Origin of the sequence: Vibrio sp. V19_P1S1T109 (genome assembly GCF_002241375.1) — a bacterium.
Classification (GTDB): Bacteria; Pseudomonadota; Gammaproteobacteria; order Enterobacterales; family Vibrionaceae; genus Vibrio; species Vibrio anguillarum.
The window spans coordinates 1-5,113 of record NZ_NDIM01000192.1 but is presented as its reverse complement, the minus strand read 5'-3'; the positions used below and the strand labels follow the sequence as shown (position 1 = coordinate 5,113).

4 protein-coding genes are annotated in these 5,113 nt (G+C 46.1%); 3 read left to right on the top strand and 1 reads right to left on the bottom strand.

Annotated features, from left to right (window positions below; translation table 11 throughout):
* The first annotated feature begins 5 nt into the window (after positions 1–5).
* From B9J87_RS17980 to B9J87_RS09145, 3 genes are all read left to right on the top strand, one after another.
* Positions 6–98 (top strand): beta-prism lectin domain-containing protein, encoded by a 93-nt coding sequence (locus tag B9J87_RS17980; protein ID WP_369679022.1) that lies wholly within the window; start codon positions 6–8, stop codon positions 96–98.
* A 265-nt stretch (positions 99–363) separates the two neighbouring features.
* Positions 364–1,305 carry a lipase family alpha/beta hydrolase gene (locus B9J87_RS09150; RefSeq protein WP_094150356.1) on the top strand — a complete coding sequence of 314 codons (942 nt, stop codon included), beginning with the start codon at positions 364–366 and terminating at the stop codon, positions 1,303–1,305.
* Between the two features lie 84 nt (positions 1,306–1,389).
* Positions 1,390–2,250, top strand: coding sequence for a lipase secretion chaperone (locus B9J87_RS09145; RefSeq protein WP_094150354.1), 861 nt, complete (start codon positions 1,390–1,392; stop codon positions 2,248–2,250).
* Between the two features lie 73 nt (positions 2,251–2,323).
* Here the strand turns inward: B9J87_RS09145 and B9J87_RS09140 are convergent, their stop codons facing one another.
* Positions 2,324–5,080 (bottom strand): immune inhibitor A domain-containing protein, encoded by a 2,757-nt coding sequence (locus B9J87_RS09140; RefSeq protein WP_094150352.1) that lies wholly within the window; start codon positions 5,078–5,080, stop codon positions 2,324–2,326.
* Positions 5,081–5,113: the final 33 nt, after the last annotated feature.

Below are 5,113 nucleotides of genomic sequence, written 5' to 3'. Positions count from 1 at the left end.
ATGAAGTGTTTGAGTTGCCAGCCGGATCGGCCATTCGGCAAGTCAAGGTTTGGTCTGAAGGTTGGTTAGCCGATGGTATTCAATTTATTATAAAATAGCGCAATCAGTTCATGATTGAGTAGTAAAGAGCGCTCATGCTTTTGGCTTAATTAGCTAAAACGTGAGTGCTCTTTTTGTTAATGCGATGTTAATTTTATCTGTTGTTTTTTTTAGTTCATTCACGAAGCTGGTAAGCCGACATGAAATAAAGTGCTTTTCTTCTAAAGTTAGGGTGCTCCTCAGAGGTCTAATCTCTGGTGTGGTAACGGTAGGCTAGATGTATGCCGCGCCTAAACCAGGCACTACAATAAGAAGGAATTTACTTTGAAAAAAACGATTATTATTGCTGCTTTTTGTCTGCTGAGTACCACGGCGCTGGCGGCAACCAGCACGGTGGCGTTAAGTAAGACAGGCTATACCCAAACCCAGTATCCTATTGTGTTAGTTCATGGCTTATTTGGTTTTGATACGCTGGCCGGAGTCGATTATTTCTACGGCATTCCGCAATCACTGACGAAAGATGGCGCAAAGGTCTACGTGGCTCAAGTCTCCGCGACTCACAGTTCTGAGCGGCGAGGTGAACAACTATTGCAACAAGTGGAGTCACTTTTAGCTGCCACGGGCGCTCAAAAAGTTAACCTGATTGGCCATAGTCATGGCGGACCAACGGCTCGCTATGTTGCATCAGTTCGGCCCGATCTTGTGGCGTCCGTGACTAGCATTGGTGGCGTGAATAAAGGCTCAATCGTGGCAGATTTAGTGCGTGGGCACATTAAAGAGGGCTCCATTTCTGAAGCGATTGCTGTCAAAATGGCGCAAGGATTGGCGGGTTTGGTTGGCCTGCTTTCTGGGGGAAGTAACCTAGAGCAAGATCCTTTAGCCTCCTTAGAAGCCTTAACTACCCAAGGTTCGCTAGCGTTTAATCAACACTACCCAGAAGGCGTTCCAAGCAGTGAATGTGGTGATGGTGAATTACTGGCTGACAATGGTGTTTATTACTATTCGTGGACAGGATCTTCGACCTTTACCAACCTCCTTGACCCAACTGATGCTGCGATGATGTTGACTGGGCTTGTCTTTAATGGCCCTAATGATGGTTTAGTCGGCGTATGCAGTACTCACTTGGGTAAGGTGATCCGCGATGATTACCAAATGAACCACTTAGATGAAATCAACGGCTTGCTTGGGATACACCACCTTTTTGAAACTGACCCCGTTACCTTGTATCGCCAGCACGCTAATCGATTGAAGCTTCAAGGTTTATAACTTCGAGGTTGATAGTCTCGAGGTTGATAGTTTCGAGGTTTATAACTTCAAGTTTTGTAACATCAAACTTTATAAGGATTGGCTATGAAAAAGCCCGCACTATTTGGTTTTATCGTGATCATCTTGGGGAGCATCGGTGCGGTGCTTTTTCTGCAAAAGCCAGTATCATCACAGAGCGCGTTACAAACGCCATCTCAACAAGATACGCAGATAGACAGCGCATCGAGTCTTGATTTAATTCACTATTTTATCTCTACATTAGGAGAGAGTTCATTACCTGAGGTTGAGCTGCGCATTGCCCAGCATGCTGAGCAGGATGAGGGCGTGGTGATCGATCCAATGCTTTTTGAACAGTTTATCCAATACAAACAAGCATTAGCTGAGTTAGAGGCTAATTCTTCCATCGCCAATCTCGATCTTGCTACCTTAGCTGAGATCAATCAGCAGTTACTGAAAATACAAAGTCAATTTTTTAACGTTGACCAGCAAAGTATGCTGTTTGGTGAAGAGAATGCGTTGCGAAATTTAGCCTTAGAAAAGCTGCGTATTAAAGCTCAAGCAGTAGATTCATATGATGAGCAGTTGCAGTGGCAAACGTTATTAGCGCAGCAGCCAGAATACATTCAGCGCAGTGAACGCAATGTACAACTACTGCCAGCACTCAACGCGAGTCGCCATTTGTCCACGCAAGAGCAATACTTAGCTTGGAACGAGTTGGTTGGCGAACAAGGAGTACAGCGGTTAACGCAGCTTAGTGAACAACGAGAGCAGTTTTCTCAGCATCTCGAAAACTATCTACAACAGCGTTCGGCGGTGCTTGAAAATACGCGTTTGAGCCAAGATGAAAAAAATCAGAAAATTACGCAACTGCGTACCCAAACGTTTGAGGTCAAACAACTCAAACGCGTCGAGGCGTTGGAAAGGTTAAGTGATCAATCGCTTTAATTCTGTTTATCCAATAAAGAAGAGCGCGACCGAAGCCGCGCTCAAGTTCTCTAAGAGAAAATAGAATAGGTGGTTACAAATTCACCACAATGGTGTTAGTCACTGTTGCACCTTTGTCATCCATCACTTTAATTTTCACTTCATGTTTTCCAGAGCTTGGGAAAATGGCGGTGAAGAGTTTGCCACGTTTTATTTTTCCATTCGGCAGGGTCCATTCCGTATCGACAATACGCCCATCGCTATCGCTGCTGGTTGACCACATTGTTACCCAGCGTCCAAGGTGGATATATTTAGCACTGGCTTGCGGTAATGCGTTAGGCACTTCAACCTGTATTGTGCGCGTTGTGGTGTTGATTGCGCCTTTATCATCCGTTACGGTTAGGCTTACGGTGTATTGTCCTGCTTTGGTGTAGCTCCAGCTTGGCGCCATTTCACTGCTCATTTGGCCGTTGCCAAAATCCCATGCGTAACTGACTAGCTCGCCATCTTCATCATGGCTGTAGTTGAGAGCACTGACAGATAAACCGTCGGTTTTAAGCTCAAAGTTGGCGACAGGAGCTTGGTTTTGTTCGCTGACTTTTGATAAGCGAATTACGCCGTACTCATTGTCTTGGCCTTGGTTGAGGATGTCGATCATCAAGCCAAATTCCGTTAACTTACGCCCAGCATCTGATACTAATGGTGAGCTGTAATCCGCGCCATCAGAGAAATTACCATTACCGATTAAGCTTGTGTCTTCGAGCACATCACCATCGGCAGCGACTAAACGTAGAGGTGTTTGATCTTGCAATGAGAAGGTTGCATCTCGCACTTGGAAGCGCGTTTGTGCGGCCTCACCAGTTTTTGACCAAACCAATGCGTTTTGATCCGCATCGACGACACCTAACCAACCTTCACCTGGGTGGTTACCTACCCAGTTATCCGTGTAAGATTCATCCACATACCAAACCAGTAGGCCGGGTTCGAAAGTCATCAACTGGCCCATGCGTTTGATATTTGCTAAGCCTTGGTCGACGTCATTGTGGCTACGCCATTGCAGTAAATAATAGTGTGGCGCTTCATGGAAGCCATTGTTGGTGGTGTAACCTTTAAAGGCGAAGGTGGATGTTCCTTCGGCATCATCAATAAGGGTTTGCTGCCCGTCGACCTCTAACTGTAGGTTATCAAGGTAAAGACCTTCCATGGCTAAGCCGCCATCAGTGACATAGTCAAAGCTGAGTGTCACTTCTTGGCCTGCCCACTGGGAGACGTCAAATATCGCATCGACCCAGCCATCCGACTGACCAGCAATAGCAGGTACAAGCCCTGTATTGTACGGGTCATCCATGGTGGTGATGTTACCTGCAATCGCTTTACCATTGATCAGTACGCGTGCAAAGTCGTAGTCTTTTTCAATCTGATACCATGCTTTAAAATTCAGCGTAGCTTGTTCACCTGTAGGGATAGAAAGCTTACGAGACATGCTATTTTTCAGATCATCGCCTCGGTTTGAATAAAAAGCGGACGAACCTTGATAAGGCTTCACTCCATCAGCACGTTTCAGTGGTAAATCAATCTTCACCATATTTGGTCGAGCATTGTCAGTGGTTTGGAATAGGGTAAATACGCGAGGATTTTTCTCTAACTCTGCAATCGAAATTTGATCGTCATTGATCCAACGACCACCGACCGCTTTTTGTAAGAACTGTTTAGACCAAGAGCTGAATGCCGTCGGTTGTGTTCCGCCAATTTTTCCGGCCCAACTGCCAGAAGACATGATGGACCAATAGGAAACTGGCTCACCTTTACCTGTGTATTGGGTATCGTATTCGTCAGGCAAACCTAAATCGTGGCCATACTCGTGTGCGCAAACCCCAGCGGCCGCATCAATCGGTTGCATGGTGTAATCAAAGGCGGCATATTGGCCGTTAAAGCGATCTGGAAGCGTACTTTTTGTGCCTTGAAGGACATAAGGTTGGCCGAGATTATAACGGTGGGACCATATGGCGTCAGGTCCAAGCACACCGCCGCCGGCTTCTTCACCAACGGATGCATGGAACACCATCAAGTGATCGATTACGCCGTCCGGTTCGCGGAAGTTGCCATTACCATTGTAATCGTAACGATCTTCAATATCGTAATCGGCCAGATTAATACTAGGGTCTTGCGCCAGTTGGTTCAGTGCTTCGCGCACCAACTCTTGCGCATTCATATCTTTGTCTGTTGTTGCAGAGTTGCCCCCGTAAAACGCGGCGTTTTTAGACGCGCGATACCAACCTGCGGCTTGCCCGGCCACACTGTAGCTTTGCCCAGACTCGCTTTCATAATACTGACGCATCGAGATGAAATTTTCTCCATTAGGGCCTGCATAGCCCGCATCGGAAAAAAGCAGATCTTGATAGTGAGGTGGATTGTAGCTGGCATAGAGCATTTCAGTATGCTCTTTGGTCAGGCGGTTATCGTTCCAAGGTAAATCGGGAAAATCAATTAAAAGCGCTAATACCTTATCGGTGCGTTTGGTGCTGATATCGAGAGCAAAAACGCTGGCTTTTTGGTGGCCTTTTTGTTTTTCAATGGTCTTTAATACCCGTGCGCGTTGCTCAAGAGCTTGCTTACCAAATTGCGCATCACCGTGGAAGCCCGATTTGATTTTTTGCTCTAAATAACGATCCAAGGCATCGCGCTTGACTGCATCGGTAGCATTGGCATCCACAACACCGTTACGCACTAACATTTCAATGAGTTTATCTTCATTGACTACCCCTAAATCAATCGGGGTGTGCGCATAAGCACTGACGTTAAATAGTGTTACCATTGCTGACGCAAGCAAGGTTTTCCTTATGTGTTTCATCTGCTTTCCTTATTTTTCTTTCTGTATTTATGG

Excerpts from the sequence above, each read along its gene's own strand:
- B9J87_RS09140 (WP_094150352.1), bottom strand. The coding sequence starts at position 5,080 with ATGAAACACATAAGGAAAACCTTGCTTGCGTCAGCAATGGTAACACTA.
- B9J87_RS09145 (WP_094150354.1), top strand. The coding sequence starts at position 1,390 with ATGAAAAAGCCCGCACTATTTGGTTTTATCGTGATCATCTTGGGGAGC.